Source organism: Pseudomonas sp. S2_E02 (assembly GCF_054668355.1).
Window position 1 is genome coordinate 6,059,553 of record NZ_CP162761.1, and the last position, 15,340, is coordinate 6,074,892.

Annotated in this window: 15 protein-coding genes; 12 read left to right on the top strand and 3 right to left on the bottom strand. The window is 59.5% G+C overall.

Annotated features, from left to right (window positions below):
• Positions 1-13: 13 nt before the first annotated feature.
• Positions 14-796 carry an aldolase gene (locus tag AB4O01_RS27185; protein ID WP_077571483.1) on the bottom strand — a complete coding sequence of 261 codons (783 nt, stop codon included), beginning with the start codon at positions 794-796 and terminating at the stop codon, positions 14-16.
• Between the two features lie 106 nt (positions 797-902).
• On the opposite strand from AB4O01_RS27185, the gene AB4O01_RS27190 reads away from it, so the two are divergent.
• Entirely contained in the window at positions 903-1,445 is a 543-nt protein-coding gene (locus AB4O01_RS27190; protein WP_320337411.1) for a helix-turn-helix domain-containing protein, read from the top strand.
• 99 nt (positions 1,446-1,544) lie between these two features.
• Here AB4O01_RS27190 and AB4O01_RS27195 read toward each other — a convergent pair whose 3' ends face one another.
• Complete coding sequence (locus AB4O01_RS27195) at positions 1,545-2,564, bottom strand: DUF4917 family protein (RefSeq protein ID WP_460090085.1); 1,020 nt, start codon at positions 2,562-2,564, stop codon at positions 1,545-1,547.
• A 153-nt stretch (positions 2,565-2,717) separates the two neighbouring features.
• Between AB4O01_RS27195 and yiaY the strand changes: the two genes are divergently transcribed.
• Positions 2,718-3,866: an L-threonine dehydrogenase gene (gene yiaY, locus AB4O01_RS27200; protein ID WP_460090086.1), complete on the top strand. Its 1,149-nt coding sequence runs from the start codon at positions 2,718-2,720 to the stop codon at positions 3,864-3,866.
• Between the two features lie 28 nt (positions 3,867-3,894).
• On the opposite strand, the gene AB4O01_RS27205 is transcribed toward yiaY, so the two are convergent.
• A complete protein-coding gene (locus AB4O01_RS27205; RefSeq protein ID WP_460090087.1) occupies positions 3,895-4,512 on the bottom strand; it encodes a hypothetical protein in 618 nt (205 codons plus the stop codon).
• Between the two features lie 220 nt (positions 4,513-4,732).
• Here AB4O01_RS27205 and AB4O01_RS27210 point away from each other — a divergent pair, with 220 nt between their 5' ends.
• From AB4O01_RS27210 to AB4O01_RS27255, 10 genes are all read left to right on the top strand, one after another.
• Complete coding sequence (locus tag AB4O01_RS27210) at positions 4,733-6,010, top strand: NHL repeat-containing protein (protein ID WP_460090089.1); 1,278 nt, start codon at positions 4,733-4,735, stop codon at positions 6,008-6,010.
• 84 nt (positions 6,011-6,094) lie between these two features.
• Positions 6,095-7,006, top strand: a complete 912-nt coding sequence (locus AB4O01_RS27215) for a LysR family transcriptional regulator (RefSeq protein WP_460090090.1) — start codon at positions 6,095-6,097, stop codon at positions 7,004-7,006.
• A 250-nt stretch (positions 7,007-7,256) separates the two neighbouring features.
• On the top strand, positions 7,257-8,450 hold the full coding sequence (locus AB4O01_RS27220; RefSeq protein WP_186623769.1) for a CaiB/BaiF CoA transferase family protein: 1,194 nt from the start codon (positions 7,257-7,259) through the stop codon (positions 8,448-8,450).
• A complete protein-coding gene (locus AB4O01_RS27225) occupies positions 8,447-9,373 on the top strand; it encodes a hydroxymethylglutaryl-CoA lyase (RefSeq protein WP_186623771.1) in 927 nt (308 codons plus the stop codon). The genes AB4O01_RS27220 and AB4O01_RS27225 overlap by 4 nt, the downstream gene beginning before the upstream one ends.
• Before the next feature lie 185 nt (positions 9,374-9,558).
• Complete coding sequence (locus AB4O01_RS27230) at positions 9,559-10,890, top strand: MFS transporter (protein ID WP_186623773.1); 1,332 nt, start codon at positions 9,559-9,561, stop codon at positions 10,888-10,890.
• 357 nt (positions 10,891-11,247) lie between these two features.
• Complete coding sequence (locus tag AB4O01_RS27235) at positions 11,248-11,976, top strand: PA3715 family protein (RefSeq protein ID WP_460090091.1); 729 nt, start codon at positions 11,248-11,250, stop codon at positions 11,974-11,976.
• 37 nt (positions 11,977-12,013) lie between these two features.
• Positions 12,014-12,730 (top strand): PA3715 family protein, encoded by a 717-nt coding sequence (locus AB4O01_RS27240; protein ID WP_460090092.1) that lies wholly within the window; start codon positions 12,014-12,016, stop codon positions 12,728-12,730.
• 4 nt (positions 12,731-12,734) lie between these two features.
• Positions 12,735-13,151 (top strand): fosfomycin resistance glutathione transferase, encoded by a 417-nt coding sequence (gene fos, locus AB4O01_RS27245; RefSeq protein ID WP_099758231.1) that lies wholly within the window; start codon positions 12,735-12,737, stop codon positions 13,149-13,151.
• Between the two features lie 59 nt (positions 13,152-13,210).
• Positions 13,211-13,849, top strand: a complete 639-nt coding sequence (locus tag AB4O01_RS27250) for a LysE family translocator (RefSeq protein ID WP_460090094.1) — start codon at positions 13,211-13,213, stop codon at positions 13,847-13,849.
• A 79-nt stretch (positions 13,850-13,928) separates the two neighbouring features.
• A complete protein-coding gene (locus AB4O01_RS27255) occupies positions 13,929-15,278 on the top strand; it encodes a sensor domain-containing protein (protein WP_460090095.1) in 1,350 nt (449 codons plus the stop codon).
• The last annotated feature ends 62 nt before the right edge of the window (positions 15,279-15,340 follow it).

The window sequence follows — 15,340 nt, forward strand, 5'->3', positions numbered from 1 at the left end:
TCCGTAACAGGTTTCAGTTCAGGCAATCGGCGTGTTGGCGCAGGTTCTGCCGGGCGTAGTAGTTGAAGGCGGCGGCGTGGCGTTTCGGCTTGGCGATCCAGTCGTGCGCCTCGCGGCCTAGCTCAGGGATGATCGGTTTGATCGTGCCCGCCGCCATCGCCAGCAGTTGTAGCTTGGCCGCGCGTTCGATCAATTGGGCGATGACACAGGCCTCTTCAATCGTTGTGCCGGTCGACAGTTGACCGTGGTGCGAAAGCACAATCGCGCGTTTGTCGCCCAGCGCGCCGGCAATCAGCTCACCTTCTTCATTGCCCACCGGCACACCCGGCCAGCCTTCAAGAAACGCGCAGTCGTCGTACAGCGGGCACAGGTCCATGTGGGAAATCTGCAGCGGCACTTCGAGCATCGACAACGCGGCAACGTGGGTCGGGTGGGTGTGGATGATGCAGTTCACGTCCGGCCGGGCGCGGTACACCCAGCTGTGGAAACGGTTGGCCGGGTTGGCCATGCCGTGGCCTTCAAGGACTTCCAGATCCTCGTTGACCAGCAGCAGATTACTCGCGGTGATTTCGTCGAAACCCAGCCCCAGTTGCTGCGTGTAATAGGTGCCGGGCTGCGGCCCACGGGCGGTAATTTGTCCGGCCAGACCGGAGTCGTGACCGTTCTCGAACAAAATCCGGCAGGTCAGGGCCAGCTTTTGCCGGTCCGTCCACGTATTATCCGCCAGGCTTTTTTGCATCTGTGTCAGCGCTTGCTTGACCAGTTGGTCTTTGGGTAGTGCTAATGTCTTGGCCATGTCTGTGTCCTTTGGGTGAGAGCAAATGACACGAAAGAGGCTATATGACACAAAGTGTCATTAGCAAGCACAAATCGTCGCTTCCTCCATGGAATAACTGCTGCGCATGTCTATCCGTTTGAAATTATTGAGAAAAAAACTTGGCGTAACCCTTGAGGCATTGGCCGAAAAATCCGGCATGACCAAGAGTTATCTGTCCAAAGTCGAACGTGGGCTCAACACGCCGTCAATTGCTGCCGCGTTGAAACTGGCGAAAGCGCTGAACGTCAAAGTCGAGGAGTTGTTCTCCGAAGACAACGTCAGCCTCGACAGCTACAGCCTGGTGCGCAGCCATGAGCGCCAGTCACTGGCGGCGAATGACCAGAGTCCCGGGTACGCCGTGTTGGCCCATCAGGTCAGCGAGCGCAGTCTGCTGCCGTTCATCATCTACCCGCCGAGCGAGTTCACTGACAAAACGTTCAAGGAGCATTTGGGCGAAGAGTTTCTGTTCGTCCACGAAGGGCAGGTCGAAGTGGATTTCATGAACGAGAAGGTGCTGCTGGAGCGTGGTGATGCGCTGCACTTCAATGCACACAAACCGCACCGGATCCGCTCGGTGGGGGAGGTGCAGGCGCAGTTGCTGGTGGTGGTGCACAGCACTGAAGAATGAGGTGTCAGCTAAAAGCTTCGCGAGCAAGCTCGCTCCCACAGTAGTCCGCGTTCCAATGTGGGAGCGAGCTTGCTCGCGAAGGCGTCGGCGCGGTCTACATCAAACCTCGACCGGCACCGACAACTTCGGATTGCCGAGCGCATGGCTCTTGGCATCAAAAAACCGCAACTCCACACCCGTGCCCTCAAACACCTGCGCGTAATGCCGCTTCTGATGCTGAACAAACGCCGCACTGCGCGGATAAATCGAGATCGCCACCACCTTCGGTTTCGCCAGGCGCAACGCCCGCACGATGTGCGCATCCTGCTCGCCTAACGCATGGCCAAAGATGCACAAACTGCCGCCATGCCTCAATAACTGCTGATAACAGAACGACAGATAATCCGAGCTGCGAATGGTCTTGAGTTTGTCCGCACTCGGCCCTTCGGTGACGAACAGCGGCACGTCATCCAGCGTCTTGATCGTGTTGTTGATGGCGAAGCTGCCGAGCAGCGTGCCCTCGGTTGAGGTCAGCTTGCGCGCGGTGCCATCCTGATTGCGCACCAGATGCAGACCACCGTGCAGGTACAACAGACGCGGTTTGTCGGTAGCCGTTTCGCTCAGATCAAAACTCGCATTGGCGCCGTTGAACAGATCGTCGATGGCGTCGCTTTGGTGTTGCAGCGCCCAGTAGTTGAGCAGGTCGTAATTGGTGGTGAACACGGTGCGATAGCGCGCCAGTTCTTCGTTCACCGTCGCCAGCGTCGAAGGCTTCACCAGTCGCCACGGAATGTGTACGGCGTGCACGGTGTTGATCAGCGCTTCCTTGATCGCGTAGTAGCGATTGCGCGGTGCCGCCGAGCTGACGGCCAACGCCTTATTGACCCGGCTGGTGGTTTTCAGTGCGCCGAGTACCTGCTCGAAACTGCGCGTTTGCATGGCGTCGAACACCGCCAGTTCCGACGGGCTGAGTGGTTTCTCCTCGACGGTTCGGGCGTTTTCGAACAGCGAGTCATAGCCGAAGTCATCCCAGACCGCACGACTGGCGCCATTGCCCACCAGCAGGCCGTTGAAGTCGCTGGTGGCGCGCAAGGCGTTCCAGTCTTCGAGAGTGGCGTCGACATCCAGAAAATCGGTCATTGCACAGGCGTCTCAAAACAAAGGGCTGATGGGCGGCGACTTTATCACGAGCGGGCATTGAGCCAGATCAACATCGGTCGTGACCGATCGGTCGATCCTGTGTGCATCCGCCGGATCGGCGCAGTCGATTCGGCCTCAGTCAGGAGATGCACGATGAGCAGCACCTTTTTCATTCCGGCGGTCAACATCATGGGCAGCGGCTGCCTCGACGAGGCCATGGTCGCGATCCGCAACTACGGTTTTCGCAAGGCGCTGATCGTCACTGACACAGGTTTGGCCAAGGCCGGCGTGGCGACCATGATCGCCGAGAAGCTGGCGATGCAGGACATCGACTCGGTGATTTTCGACGGCGCCAAACCGAACCCGAGCATCGCCAATGTCGAGTCGGGTCTGGGGTTGCTCAAGGAAAGTCGCTGCGATTTCGTCGTGTCGCTGGGCGGCGGTTCGCCGCACGACTGCGCCAAAGGCATTGCCCTGTGCGCGACCAATGGCGGGCAGATCCGCGATTACGAAGGCGTCGACCAATCGAGCAAGCCGCAACTGCCGCTGATCGCGATCAATACCACCGCCGGCACCGCCAGCGAAATGACCCGCTTCTGCATCATCACCGACGAATCGCGCCACGTGAAAATGGCCATCGTCGACCGTAATGTCACGCCGCTGCTGTCGGTCAACGACCCGGCGTTGATGCTCGCCATGCCCAAAGGCCTGACCGCCGCCACTGGCATGGATGCGCTGACCCACGCCATCGAGGCTTATGTCTCGACCGCCGCCAACCCGATCACCGACGCCTGTGCGCTGAAGGCCATGACCCTGATCAGCAACAACCTGCGCCTGGCCGTGCGCGACGGCGGTGATCTCGCCGCGCGGGAAAACATGGCTTACGCGCAGTTCCTCGCCGGCATGGCCTTCAACAATGCCTCGCTCGGTTACGTGCATGCGATGGCGCATCAGTTGGGCGGTTTCTACGACTTGCCCCATGGCGTGTGTAACGCCGTGCTGCTGCCCCACGTGCAGACCTTCAATGCGCTGGTGTGTGCCGAGCGGCTGACCGATGTGGCCCACGCCATGGGTGCGGATATTCGCGGTTTCAGTGCCGAAGAGGGCGCGCAGGCGGCGATCAACGCGATCCGCTGCCTGGCCAAAGATGTCGAGATTCCCGGAGGCTTGCGTGAACTCGGCGCCAAGCTCAGTGACATTCCGGTGCTCGCCACCAATGCCCTGAAAGACGCCTGCGGTTTGACCAATCCTCGGGCGGCGGATCAGCGCCAGATCGAGGAGATTTTTCGCAACGCGTTTTGATGGGCGCGGCAGGGTTAATTCTTGAAGGTCAGGTTTTGCCCTTGCCCTTGCCTTTAGCGATCACCGTAAACTTACGAACACGGACCCAGTCGGACAAATTCCCGTTGATGTTGTGAATGGCAGATATCCGGTGCGGTCCGGGAGGTAAGGGTTTTGTAATCTGTTTACTCCATTGCTTGAGGGAGTCGACGTCGGCTTTGGCAATCATCTCGCCGGTGTCCAGATCGATAATGCTAACGAAGCCTTCAGCTTTTGTGACATTTCCGGAAAAGACCGGAACAGCGCTTACCTGTGTTCCCTCTTTTGGTTCGACAATTACCGGGACGTCGATTGCTGGCTGCAGTAGCACGGTATACCTGCGTTCGTCACTCCAGTCTGACTTGATGCCTTCCCATGTCTGGTGGGCGCGAACCCCGTGCTGACCCGTCGACTGGGCACCGCTGATGCTGAACGCCCATCGTCCATTTGCACTGACCTGTCCTGCACCGAGTGAATGCGTATTTTCAATGTTCCAGACCTGCACCAGCGCACCCGGTATACCGCTGCCGAGAAACAGTGTTGCAACTCCCGTTTTCTGGCCCTCTTCGGGGTACGTGATGGTTGGGGGCGGGACAGGTTGCGTATTGGGCTTGTCGGGAGTGCTCATTGTTCTTCTCGTTTCAGGCTGAACTTGAATCGAGAGGCTGGCATGACCGGTTGCGTTTTGAACCTGTAAGAACTACCAGTTTTTTAGCCTTTTTTACTTGATCAGTAATTTCGTTTTCTTCTAAAAAACTGTCATTTCTGTCAGTTGTCTGGTGTGGCTGCTTCGGATCGAATGCTCTGACAGCGGGGTCGACTCCGATCGCCTTGAGGAGCACACGAACATGCCGAAAGCCAAAGCACGTAAAGCACGATCAGCCGGTGAGCTGGATCAGACCTTTGCCCATTCGGGCCTGCAAACACTGCGGTTTCCAGTCGCGCGCAAAACCATCGGGAAAAGTGTCGCAGTGCTGCCTTCGGGACACATCATGGTCAGTACGACCGTCATCGATGCATCGGGAGCCTCGCATTACGGCCTGACGCGATTGCTCGCGGATGGTCATCTCGATACCAGCTTCGGCGAGGGCGGGTACCTTCGCGGTCAGTTTGTCAGGGGGCGATTGTCACAAGGCGGGAATCTGCTCGTCGGTGAGAGCGGCGTATTCTGGTTGTGCGCAGTGCTTGCAGATGCAGCAGGCAAGCTTGAGCAAATCATCGCTCGATTCAAACCGGACGGTACGCTCGATCCCGAATTTGGTGATGGACAGACAGGCTACCGAGTCGTGCCGATGCGTATTCCCGTGCTGAACAATGCCACGGGCGGCCGCTTGATATTGGCGCACTCCACTCCAGCGAAAGCGCTGCCGGACAGATTGCTTTTCGTCACCTCTCAAGGGGGCAGCGGGTTATTGACGCGTTTTTTTCTGGATGGCAAGGATGACCCGGAGTTTGCAGGCAAAGGCTGGATTCACCTGACGCTTTCCGGTGTGGCGATCACGTTGCACGGGGTTACGCAGTTGGACGATGGGCAGATTCTGGTCCATGGCAAGACTGAAGTGACCAACCAGGGTTTGGTCATGGCTTACGAGCGTTCCGGGCAGGATGCTGAGTCGTTCGGCGAGAAAGGCACGCTGCTGCTGAATCTGCACAATGCCGGCGCACCGCTCGAAAGCTCGGTGAATCGCATCGTTGGGCAATCGGCACAGCGCCTGTTGTTGATCGGATCAGCCGTCGAGTCGTCTGCCGGGGAAAAGCGTCAGCATGGCTTCATCAGCGGGATCACTCGCGACGGTAGGCCTGATTCAGCGTTCAATCGCGGGACGCCAGTCCTTACCGTTGCCGCGCAGCCACTGGATCTGAAAAGCTGGAGCGCAGGATTCGCGCTGAATGACTCCCCCGGCTCGCCAATCGTCACGGTCGGGCAGACCTCGGACGGCGAACGACGCTTACTCACGGGCGGCTTTTTGGTCGATGGTGCCGTGGATCCGGCATTTGCTGTCGAAGGCGCCGCCGGTATCGAGTGGATTGCGCAGGACGCCTGTCTGCAGGGTTCGTCGGTGCTGGTGCTGGGGCAGCGAAATGAAGCCGCTCACCTGGTGCGATTGCTGACAGCGGCGAGCTGACGGGGCAGGTTCATCACATTTTCGGTGTGATTGAATTCCGGGCTATCCTGCCGACTCGGACGAACCCCAGTCAGCGAGCCCTCCATGCTGCAAAAAAGCCTGATCCGCCGCCTCGACCTGATCACCCTGCAACTGTTTGTCGCCGTGCACGAAGAGGGCACGCTGACCCGCGCGGCCTCGCGCGAAGCCATCGCGGTGTCGGCGGCGAGCAAGCGCCTGATGGAGCTGGAGGAGGCGCTGGGGATCAGCCTGTACGTGCGTCAGGCCAAGGGCATGACGCTGACCCCGGCCGGGGAAACGTTGCTGCATCATGCCCGGCAGATGCTGTTCAACGTCGAGAAAATGGGCCTGGAACTCGGCGAACACAGCCACGGTGTGCGGGGTTATGTGCGCATGCTGGCGAATCTGTCGGCGATCATTCAGTTTCTTCCCGAAGACTTGCGCGATTTTTCCGCGCGGCATCCGCAGGTCAAGACCGACCTTGAAGAGCGGCCCAGCGCCGGAGTGATTCAAGGCGTGCTCGATGGCGTGGCAGATCTCGGTATCTGTTCCAACGACAGCGACACCAAAGGCTTGCACAGCGTGTTGTACCGTCAGGACAAACTGCTGGTGGTGATGCTGCCGGAGCATCCGTTGGCCACGCGCGAGTCGGTGGCGTTCGCTGAAACGCTCGACAGCGACTACGTCGGATTGCATGCCGCCAGTTCAATAAACATGCGTACTCACGCGGCGGCGCGACAGGCCGGCAAAGTCCTGCGCATTCGCATTCATGTGCCGGGGTTCGATGCGGTGTGCCGGATGGTTCAGGCCAACATGGGCATCGGCATTCTGCCGCAGCGTGCTTATGAACTGTTTGGTCAGGCGCTGGGGTTGCACGCGGTGCCGTTGACGGATGACTGGTCGGATCGCGCGTTGATTGTGGTGGTGCGGGATGAGGCGCGGTTGTCGCCGGTGAGTCGGTTGTTGTTCGAGCATTTGCGGGGGCAGGGCGCATAGATCTCCAGTGAATGTTCCGGCCTCTTCGCGGGCAAGCCCGCTCCCACAGGGATTGGTGGCGGCTACAGATTCTGTGTTCAACACATATCCACTGTGGGAGCGAGCTTGCTCGCGAAGGCGGCCTTGAATCCACCACAAAACCCCCGAGCGTTCGCATTTCGCGAACGCCCATTGCCGAGACACGGCTGGATTGCCCGATCATCGTTCCTCTAGCCTTGGCGCATATTCCAAGAACAAGAGGTACCCCGCGATGACTGCCCCCTTGAGTGCGATCAAAGTGATCGAGATCGGCACCCTGATCGCCGCGCCGTTTGCCGCGCGCATGCTCGCCGAGTTCGGCGCCGAAGTGATCAAGATCGAAGCCATGGGTCAGGGCGACCCGCTGCGCAAATGGCGCAAGCTGCACGAAGGCACGTCGCTGTGGTGGTACCTGCAATCACGCAACAAGAAATCGCTGGCACTCAATCTGAAATCCGCCGAAGGCATCGAACTGGTCAAGCAACTGGCCAGCGACGCTGACGTGATCATCGAAAACCTGCGCCCCGGTGCGCTGGAGAAACTTGGCCTCGGTTGGGACGTGCTTCACGCGCTGAACCCCAATCTCACCCTCGTGCGCATTTCCGGCTATGGCCAGACCGGCCCGTACCGTGATCGTCCCGGCTTCGGCGCGATCGGTGAAGCGATGGGCGGCATTCGTTACACCACCGGCACCCCCGGTTCGCCACCGGCGCGGGTCGGCGTCAGCCTCGGTGATTCGCTGGCCTCATTGCACGCGGTGATTGGCGCGCTGATGTCGCTGTTGCGGGTCAAGACCGGGCAGGGCGGCGGACAGATCGTCGACGTGTCGCTGGCCGAAAGCGTGTTCAACGTCATGGAAAGTCTGGTGCCGGAATACGACATGCAGGGCCATGTCCGCGAACGCAGCGGCGGCGCGTTGCCGGGTATCGCACCGTCCAATACTTACCTGACGGCTGACGGGGCCTATGTGGTGATTGCCGGCAACAGCGACCCGATCTACAAGCGTCTGATGCACACCATTGGCCGCGAAGACCTGGCTGACGCAGAGGAATTCGCCCACAACGACGGTCGCGCCGCCAAGAGCGGGTTGCTCGACGCCGCCATCACCCACTGGACCAGCAGCCTGCCGATCGACGACGTGCTCGCGGCGCTGGAAGCGGCTGAAGTGCCGGCCGGGCGCATTTATTCGGTGGCCGACATCGTTGCCGATCCGCACTATCAGGCACGCGACATGCTGCTCAGTGCCGAGTTGCCCGGCGGTGCAACAGTGAAGATGCCCGGCATCGTCCCTAAACTCTCGGAAACCCCCGGCGGCGTGAACTGGTCGGGGCCAAAACTCGGCCAGCACACCGACGGTATTCTTGCCGGCCTCGGCCTGACTGAACTCGATATCGAACGCCTGAAAAGCCAAGGGGTGGTGCAATGATCACGGACTATTCGCAAACCCTGATCGTCCAGGAAGTCTCGCCGCGCGACGGTTTGCAGATCGAGCCGACCTGGGTGGAAACCGCTGACAAGATCGCCCTGATCGATCAGCTGTCACTGGCCGGTTTTAGCCGTATCGAGGCCGGTTCGTTCGTGTCGCCGAAAGCCATTCCGGCGCTGCGTGATGGCGAGCAAGTCTTCAGCGGCATTCAACGCCAGCCTGGGGTGATTTACGTCGCGCTGATTCCCAACCTCAAAGGTGCGCAGCGTGCACTGGAGGCGGGCGCCGATGAACTGAATCTGGTGATGTCCGCCAGCCAGACGCACAACATGGCCAATATGCGCATGCGCTGTGACGACTCGTTGGCGGCGTTCGGTGACATCGTTTCGTTCGCCAGCGGTTCCGGTGTGCGCCTCAACGGTAGCATCGCCACCACGTTCGGTTGTCCGTTCGAAGGTCAGATCGACGAGGACCGCGTGCTGCAGATCGTCGACGCGTATCAGGAACTCGGCATTGCCGGCATCACCCTCGCCGACACCACTGGCATGGCCAACCCGCGTCAGGTAGATCGCTTGGTGCGGCGGGTGTTGCAGCGGGTCTCGCCGGCCGATCTGACCCTGCATTTTCACAACACCCGGGGTCTGGGGCTGTGCAATGTGCTGGCGGCTTACGAGGTGGGCGCGCGGCGTTTCGATGCCGCACTCGGTGGCCTTGGTGGCTGCCCGTTTGCGCCAGGTGCGTCGGGCAATATCTGCACTGAAGACCTGGTGAACCTGTGCGATGAAATCGGCATTCACACCGGCATCGACTTGCCGCTGCTGCTGAAACTCTCGCGAGGTCTGCCGGATCTGTTGGGCCACGAAGTCCCCGGTCAACTGGCCAAGGCCGGACGCAACTGCGACCTGCACCCGATCCCCACTTGAACACCGCTATTCCCTGTGGGAGCGGGCTTGCCCGCGATGAGGGCGTCACATCCAACGTGGATTTCGACTGATCTGACGCCATCGCTGGCAAGCCAGCTCCCACAGAAAAACGCTCCACAGTGAGCGTCATAACCAGACAACAAAAACAATCGGACGCCCACCGGCAGTCCGTCTGGAGAAAAGCTATGAGCCTCAATGTAATGGAGGCGGGCGCGAGTCCGTCCGTCGATCACGACGCCGAAAAAGCCCTGGTCAGCAAAGTCGCCTGGCGCCTGATGCCGCTGATCATGGTCTGCTATCTGTTCGCTTTCTTCGACCGCATCAACATCAGCTTCGCCAAGTTCCAGTTGCAGACCGACCTGAGCCTGAGCGACACCGCTTACGGCCTCGGTGCCGGGCTGTTCGTGGTCGGTTACGTGCTGTTCGAAGTGCCGAGCAACATGATGCTGTACAAAGTTGGCGCACGGCGCTGGATTGCCCGAATCATGATGTCCTGGGGCGTGGCGACGGCAGCGATGGTGTTCGTCAACAGCGAATGGCAGTTCTACGCGCTGCGCTTTGTGATCGGCGCGATGGAAGCCGGGTTTGCCCCGGGCGTGCTGTATTACCTGACGCTGTGGTTCCCGCAGCACTTCCGTGGGCGCATCACCTCGATGCTGTTTCTGGCTTCGGCGTTTGCCGGTCTGGTTGGTGCGCCGTTCTCCGGGCTGGTGCTGGAACACCTCGACGGTGTTCTGCAAATGCGCGGCTGGCACTGGTTGTTCCTGCTCGGCGGCGTGCCGTGTATCGGCCTCGGTTTTCTGGTGCTGATGCTGCTCAAGGATCGCATCGAGGACGCGCACTGGCTAAGCGCTGACGAGAAGAAACTGCTGTCCAGCCGCATCGCCCAGCATGAACCGCACAAGAACGGCGGCTCGTTGCTCGCGGCGTTGAAGATTCCCGGATTTTTGACCTTGGGGCTGATCTATTTTCTGATCCAGGTCGCGTCCTACGGCTTGAACTTCTGGGCGCCACAGTTGATCCGCAGCGCCGGTACCGAGAGCCCGGTGATGATCGGTCTGCTGACGGCCATTCCGTACATTTGCGGGGCGATCAGCATGGTGGTGATCGGGCGTTTGTCGGATGCCACCGGTGAGCGGCGCAAGTTTGTCGCCGGGCTGGTCATCGTCGGCGCGATCGGATTTTTCAGTGCGGGAATTTTCGCCAGTCACACCACGTTTTTGATCGTTGCTCTTGGCTTGCTTGGCGCCGGGATCATCGCCTCGATTCCGAGCTTCTGGACGCTGCCACCGAAGTTGTTGGCCGGTGCTGGCGCTGGTGCAGCGGGCGGGATTGCGGTGATCAACACACTTGGGCAGTTTGGCGGGATCGTCAGCCCGGTGATGGTCGGACGGATCAAGGATTTGACCGGCAGCACCACGCCGGCGCTGTATGTCATTGGCGTGGCGGCGCTGATCGCTGCGGCACTGTTACTGTGGGCCTTGCCGCAGAAATTGCGCACGCTCGATAAGTTCTGAGATCTGCGGTGTCTGCAATGACGCCTTCGCGAGCAGGCTCGCTCCCACATGTGATCGCATTTCTCCAGTTGGAATTCGGCACCTGTGGGAGCGGGCCTGCTCGCGAAGACTGACTTCCAGACACTGAAAAATCACGGATTGGTTCCATCAGTTAACAGCCACCCCATTTTTCTCAAACACACGAATCAACACCACCCTGGCAATCGCCAACATCGCCCCAACACCCGCAACGCCGTCAACAACTTCTCGCTACCAAGCGGGAAATGCGCTTTGGTCTACTGATGATTCGGTTGAAAGGGCCGATACAGCAGGGGATAGTGCGCGGCTGAAAAAGTAATCAAGGAGCGGGAAGTGACAATGAAGTCTGGCTGGATCGGATGTGCGGCATTGTGCGGGTGGTTGCTGGCGGGGCAGGCATTGGCCGATTGCACGCCGGCGGTAGTGTCGGGGGATCTGGATTTTTCGGTTTGTAAGGATTGGCCGGCCTATCCAGGGCAGACCCTCAGCGCCACCGCCAGGTTCGAGCGAGCTTCCGATTATGTCGAGGGAAACTCGCACGGCTTTTACGATGTTGATTTGTCTGTATTACAGGATGGACGATCAGTTCCTCTCGCCACTTATCATCAAGCCGCTGCTTTCGAAACTGACGGCGTAGCCTTGGTGGAACTGGCACTCGATACTGCACGCTACAAACTTGCTGCCGATTTCCGTGCCTTCGGTATGCGTGCCCGTGTCACCAATGGATCCCGTCTTAATCCTTTGGAAGAGGTTCAACTCTCGCTTTACGTGAGAGAGGGCGCAACGTTGCGTCCAGTCCTGAGCCGGTTGCTAGTCTCGCAATACAGCGGCGAATGGAATGATGTTTGCGAAGGTGAACGCAGCGAAACTATCAGAACGGTGGAAGTCGCCAAAACAAGCTCCCATGGTTACGCGGATCTGATCGTCAAGACTCAGCAAACCGGCACAAGCAGCGTGGGCGACGCAGAGGCTTGTGAAGATAAAATCACCCATTACCCACCCGTTCTCACAACATTGCGTTATGACGGAAAGTCTTACGTCTTGCCGCAAGGCTTCAAAGGCCTTTAACCGGCCTGCTTAACACGACTCTTATCAAGGAAGAACAATGCTCACGCCCATCCGACTCCTTATCGCCCTCAGTATTCTGGTCCTCGCTCCTCAAGCCCAGGCCGCGTGCCAGACCAAAGACTTCGACGGCAAATCCCTGTCGCGCTGCAAAGTCTGGCCCGCCGTGCAGAATCAGGCGATCGCAGTCAAATCCACCTACCTTGCCGACGCCGGCGACGATGATGCCGGGGTGTTCGATCTGGATCTTTCGATCGTCAATGCGAGCACTTACAACACCGTCGCCACTTACCGTAAACCGGGGGCATACAACTCCGATGCCGTGCGCTTTGAGGATCTGCGCATCGACACCGCCCGTTATCGACTGGCGCCGGAGGTTCGGGCTTTCGGTCTGCGTTCAAAGTTCGCGCACAGTTCCCACGCCATTCCCTACGAGAAAACCGATCTGGCGCTGTATGTTCGCGAAGGCAATGAGTTGCGTCCGGTGCTGGAGGGCTTGGTGGTTGCCAAGAGCAACGGTGAGTTCATGAATGATTGCGAAGGCTACACAAAGACCATTCGCCGAACCGTCGAGATCGGCTCTTCCAGCCATCATGGTCTGGCCGATTTGATCGTCACCACCAACGGCAGCAAAATGAAAAACACGCAGTCGGGTAAAGAGTGCCTTTCCAAGACCACCCGCTTGAAGCAAAAACAGATCACCCTGACCTACGACGGCCAGCAATACATCGTCCCCGAAGACCTCAGAGGCTACTGACCCGATGCTCACCGGCCTCAACCACCTGACCCTCGCGGTCAGCGATTTGAATCGCAGCCTCGCCTTCTACCGTGATCTGCTGCAGTTGCGCGTCGAAGCCACGTGGGATGCCGGTGCCTACCTGTCGCTGCCGGGACTGTGGTTGTGCCTGTCGCTTGATCCGCTGCGTTCGAGTCAACCGTGCGCCGATTACACCCATTACGCTTTCAGCCTCAATGCAGCCGATTTCTCAACGTTCGTAGCAAAGCTAAAAGCGGCGAACGTGCGTGAATGGCGAGATAACCGCAGCGAAGGTGCATCGTTCTATTTCCTCGATCCCGATGGCCACAAGCTCGAAGCCCATGTCGGCGATCTCGCTTCACGGCTGTCGGCGTGTCGGCAAAAACCGTACGCCGGCATGCGTTTTTACGACGAGTCATGATCAGACACATTTGTCTGTTATAGACTGGCGGCCACGTGTTCTGGCGCTGCAGGTTTTCCATGACTTCATCGTTGCTAATGGCCGTGCTGGCCTCGGGTTTCATTTACGGCATTACGCCAGGGCCGGGTGTGCTAGCGGTGTTCGGCATCGGTGCAGCCCACGGGCGGCGGGCCGGGGCGGGGTTTCTTTGCGGGCATCTGCTCGGCGATGTGGTCTGGTGCAGCACCGCGCTGATCGCGATTGTCGGCGCCCGCGAGATCGGCAGCACCGCGTTTGATGTGCTCGGTGTGCTCAGCGGTGTGTACCTGTTCTGGCTCGGCTGGCGCGCGGTGCGCGCCCAGCGTCGCAGCGGTGACGAGCCGCAGGGCGCGGCGCGCAATCCGTTCTGGCACGGCATTCTGTTTGGTTTGACCAATCCCAAGGCCTATCCGGTGGCGGTCGCAACGTTCACCGCGCTGCTGTCGAGCCGTGCCGAACTGCTCAACTGGTCGATGCTGCCGGCGCTGATTGCGCTGAGTTTCCTCGGTGGCTTGCTGGCCTACGCTATTCTCATCGGCGTGGTCGGCGCGCAGCGGGTACGCACGCTGTATCAGCGCCACGAACTGTTGATCACCCGGCTGTGCGGCGTGATGTTTATCGGTTTCGCCATCAACGCGCTGATGCATGCGCTGCCGGGGCTGATGCCGAACAAGGCTTGAAAGTGAGTGCAGGGAGGCGCAATCACGAGGTCAGGGAAGGTTGATCAGTGCTGCATTACCCGGACACCCACGCTGAACCATGGAAAGCCGAAATTCCGCGCCGCTGGCGAGTTTTATCGATCTGTTGCTGGACGCCGTTTGCGCGGTCGACAAGCAGGGGCGCTTTGTTTTCGTCAGTGCCGCCTGCGAGCGTGTTTTCGGCTATTCGCCTGAAGAGTTGATCGGCCGGCAAATGATTGAGCTGGTGCACCCGGCGGATCGTCAGCGCACTCTCGCGGCTGCCAGCGAGATCATGGGCGGCGAACCCAAGCTCAACTTCGAAAACCGTTACTTGCGCAAGGATGGCAGCGTCGTGCATATCCTCTGGTCAGCGCGCTGGTCGGAAGTCGATCAACTGCGCATCGCCGTGGCGCGCGATATCACCGAGCGCAAGCAGGCCGAATCGCGCCAAGCTGCGCTCTATGCGATATCCGAAGCGGCCCATGCGGCTGAGGATCTGCTGGCGCTGTTCAAGCGTATTCATCTGATCATCGGCGAATGGCTGCCGGCGATGAATTTTTCCGTGGCGCTGTACGACGAGCACTGCGCACAACTGAATTTCCCCTATCACGTCGACGATGACGAATTGCAGCCCGAGCAACCGGGCACCGTCACCGGGCGGCTGTGCACGGAAGTTATCCGTAGCGGCCAGCCGATTCTTCTGACCCCGGACAGCCCGGATTCCCCAGCCGATTTCGCCGAACTGGTGGCCGGGCAGCACGCGCCGTGCTGGCTCGGCGTGCCGTTGAATTCGAAAAACGGCACCATCGGCGCCTTGATCGTCAAAAGCCTGCCCGGCGGCGAGCGCTACACCGAGCAAGACAAGGAACTGTTGCAATACGTCTGCGCCCAAGTCGCCACCGCCATCGAGCGCCAGCAACTGCACGCTCGCCTGCGACGCATGGCCCAATACGATCAACTGACGCAACTGCCCAACCGTGAATTGCTGCGTGATCGCCTGAAAGCCGCGTTGGCCGGCGCTCGCGAGCAATCCGGGCATATGGCCTTGTTATATGTCGACCTGGATCGCTTCAAACAGGTCAACGACACCTTCGGTCACGCGGTCGGCGACATGCTCCTGCAAACCGTGGCCAACCGCCTAAAAGGCTGCGTGCGGGAAACCGACACCGTGGCCAGAATTGGCGGCGATGAATTTGTCGTGCTGCTGCACAGCGTGCAGGTTTCGGAAGATGCTGACGGCGTGGCGGAAAAAATCCGACAGGTACTGGTACAACCAATGCGCCTCGATGGCCACAACCTGCACATCGAACCCAGCATCGGGGTCGCCCGCTATCCAGAGCACGGCAGGGAGGAACAGCAGTTGTTCCGCCATGCCGATCAGGCGATGTACGCCGCCAAACGCTTGAATCATCACGCGCTCAATGGCTGAAAAAGCGGCGCCGTTCGTCGCAGCGACTGCAATTTTTCTAAACCTTTGCCGGTCAGAAAATT

Excerpts from the sequence above, each read along its gene's own strand:
- AB4O01_RS27210 (WP_460090089.1), top strand. The coding sequence starts at position 4,733 with ATGCCGAAAGCCAAAGCACGTAAAGCACGATCAGCCGGTGAGCTGGAT.
- AB4O01_RS27225 (WP_186623771.1), top strand. The coding sequence starts at position 8,447 with ATGATCACGGACTATTCGCAAACCCTGATCGTCCAGGAAGTCTCGCCG.
- AB4O01_RS27250 (WP_460090094.1), top strand. The coding sequence starts at position 13,211 with ATGACTTCATCGTTGCTAATGGCCGTGCTGGCCTCGGGTTTCATTTAC.
- AB4O01_RS27205 (WP_460090087.1), bottom strand. The coding sequence starts at position 4,512 with ATGAGCACTCCCGACAAGCCCAATACGCAACCTGTCCCGCCCCCAACC.
- AB4O01_RS27255 (WP_460090095.1), top strand. The coding sequence starts at position 13,929 with ATGGAAAGCCGAAATTCCGCGCCGCTGGCGAGTTTTATCGATCTGTTG.
- AB4O01_RS27235 (WP_460090091.1), top strand. The coding sequence starts at position 11,248 with ATGAAGTCTGGCTGGATCGGATGTGCGGCATTGTGCGGGTGGTTGCTG.
- AB4O01_RS27230 (WP_186623773.1), top strand. The coding sequence starts at position 9,559 with ATGAGCCTCAATGTAATGGAGGCGGGCGCGAGTCCGTCCGTCGATCAC.
- AB4O01_RS27190 (WP_320337411.1), top strand. The coding sequence starts at position 903 with ATGTCTATCCGTTTGAAATTATTGAGAAAAAAACTTGGCGTAACCCTT.
- AB4O01_RS27185 (WP_077571483.1), bottom strand. The coding sequence starts at position 796 with ATGGCCAAGACATTAGCACTACCCAAAGACCAACTGGTCAAGCAAGCG.
- AB4O01_RS27215 (WP_460090090.1), top strand. The coding sequence starts at position 6,095 with ATGCTGCAAAAAAGCCTGATCCGCCGCCTCGACCTGATCACCCTGCAA.
- fos (WP_099758231.1), top strand. The coding sequence starts at position 12,735 with ATGCTCACCGGCCTCAACCACCTGACCCTCGCGGTCAGCGATTTGAAT.
- AB4O01_RS27220 (WP_186623769.1), top strand. The coding sequence starts at position 7,257 with ATGACTGCCCCCTTGAGTGCGATCAAAGTGATCGAGATCGGCACCCTG.
- AB4O01_RS27195 (WP_460090085.1), bottom strand. The coding sequence starts at position 2,564 with ATGACCGATTTTCTGGATGTCGACGCCACTCTCGAAGACTGGAACGCC.
- yiaY (WP_460090086.1), top strand. The coding sequence starts at position 2,718 with ATGAGCAGCACCTTTTTCATTCCGGCGGTCAACATCATGGGCAGCGGC.
- AB4O01_RS27240 (WP_460090092.1), top strand. The coding sequence starts at position 12,014 with ATGCTCACGCCCATCCGACTCCTTATCGCCCTCAGTATTCTGGTCCTC.